Here is a 1,909-nt window from a genome sequence, read left to right as displayed (position 1 = left end):
TGCCCAAAACCGCAGCAGCGATGTATAGCAAGATGCTTGATATTGATATACACCCAATGCCGGTTGAATTACCTGATATTGGTGTGCATTTATATTGGCATGTTAACGTTGATAAAGAGCCAGCCAACAAATGGCTTAGAAACAAGATGATTATTGCGGCGACAAACACCAGAATACCAACACCATAATGGCCAATAAATGATGAATCTTTGTATTAATATTAATACAAAGATTCATTGCCAAACGAGATAGTAAATATAACAGAATAAGCTTGTTGATGTTTTTTTCAAAAATAAATTTGCATACTTTAAATAAAAGATCGAAAGAACAAAATGATATCAAAAATAATTTTTTTCTTTGTTTTTAAAAATTATATTTATAGATTTTCTTCAATCCAATCTACAATTTTACTGTCAACAATTAATGTTTTTAGAGTATTTTTTTCTGTTTGCTCAAGCTTTCCAGATAACTTCAATTTGACGACAAACATAATCAAGCTCAATTTGTTCTCATCCAAAATATTGGCATTAAAACCTGGAGTATCTTGCATCAAAATAAGCTTGCACAGATCTATTGGATACCCCCACAAAGTCAAAATATACACCGTAAGAATGCTGGCCTCTTGAAGTACCTGCATATAGTCTTCTTCAACTGATGCATTAACATATTGGTTAGTTTCAGCGGTTAATGCAAGGTGACCAATACCAGTCAGTAAGGCCGCAATCGAAACAGTATCTTGCATGCCAGTATTAAATCCGACGCTTTTACTCAATTGACGACACATGCTTGAGTAATTAAATGCCCATTCACTTATTCGTTTATGAACTGTTGTTGGTATTTTAGACGCGACACAATTATTAACAGCCATAGAAACTACGATAGTTTCAGTTAGTTTCAATCCAAGCCGTTTGATAGACTCTTCTAATGAAACTGTTTTAGCGCTGTAACCCAAAAATGCAGAATTGGCTATTTGAATAATTTTTGCTGCAATAAAGGCTTCCTGTTTTATTAAATCTACAGTTTGACCTATATCGACATATTCAATGGCCAGTAGTGCCCTTAATTGAACAACAATTTCTGGTAAAGTAAAAAAGTAACCTATACGGCCTAGCTTATTGCGAACATCTAAACTGAAATTGAGTGAATCTAGTCTTTCTAAACACGAAAAAACATGGTCCAGATCATCTCCTGAAAATGGTTTCTTTAATACAAAATGTGTGATCTCAGTGACTTTTGTGACGACATCTTCGGCAGTATCACCAGTAAGAAGTACTCGAACAGAGGATGGGATAGTAGCCGCTATTTCAGCTAGCACCTGATCGCCATTTTTTTGTGGCATAAGGTAATCACAAAACACAGCATCCGGAACAATCCCTTCAGGCAGTGCCGTTTGCCAAGATAGTGCATGTTCACAAATATAAAAATCCCAGTGCGGTTTTGTTCTGCGCGCAGTGCGTTGTAATGCTTTAAGCATAAATACATCGTCATCAATAAACAGCACTATTAATTTTTTCATATACCATCCATTACTGCAGAAATTAACACATCAGCATCAGACATTAGCATTGCAAAGCTATCTTCAGCTTGTGGCCTAGCAATAATAAAACCTTGGATGACATCACATTTTAGTTGTTCAAGAATTTTTATTTGTTCTATTTGCTCAACGCCTTCAACAACCACTTTCATGCCTAAGTCGTGAGCCATTCGAGTAATATTACCGACCATACTTTGAGTATTTACATTACTAGAGATATCAATAATTAACGACCTATCTATTTTTAATACATCAACGGGTAGTTTTGAAAGATAAGACAATGATGAATAACCTGTACCAAAATCATCAATAGCAATACTTATCCCGGAATTTTTTAACTGGATCAATTTTTCAACACTTTGTTCAATGTTATCG

The 1,909-nt window shown here is 34.8% G+C and carries 2 protein-coding genes and 1 pseudogene; 1 reads left to right on the top strand and 2 read right to left on the bottom strand.

Annotation, left to right across the window (positions count from 1 at the left end):
* A pseudogene (locus tag CXF78_RS15765) lies at positions 1–188 on the top strand (LysR family transcriptional regulator); the annotation flags it as partial.
* Between the two features lie 188 nt (positions 189–376).
* Here CXF78_RS15765 and CXF78_RS15760 read toward each other — a convergent pair.
* Positions 377–1,516: an HDOD domain-containing protein gene (locus CXF78_RS15760; RefSeq protein ID WP_102037314.1), complete on the bottom strand. Its 1,140-nt coding sequence runs from the start codon at positions 1,514–1,516 to the stop codon at positions 377–379.
* A partial coding sequence (locus CXF78_RS15755) for an EAL domain-containing protein (protein ID WP_145991496.1) occupies positions 1,513–1,909 on the bottom strand: 397 nt, incomplete at its 5' end. The genes CXF78_RS15760 and CXF78_RS15755, both read right to left, overlap by 4 nt.

It is taken from the genome of Shewanella sp. 11B5 (assembly GCF_002836795.1).
In the GTDB taxonomy this organism is placed as follows: domain Bacteria; phylum Pseudomonadota; class Gammaproteobacteria; order Enterobacterales; family Shewanellaceae; genus Shewanella; species Shewanella frigidimarina.
Note: the sequence above shows the minus strand (reverse complement) of the source record. Positions and strands in the feature narration are given on the sequence as shown.

Excerpts from the sequence above, each read along its gene's own strand:
- CXF78_RS15760 (WP_102037314.1), bottom strand. The coding sequence starts at position 1,516 with ATGAAAAAATTAATAGTGCTGTTTATTGATGACGATGTATTTATGCTT.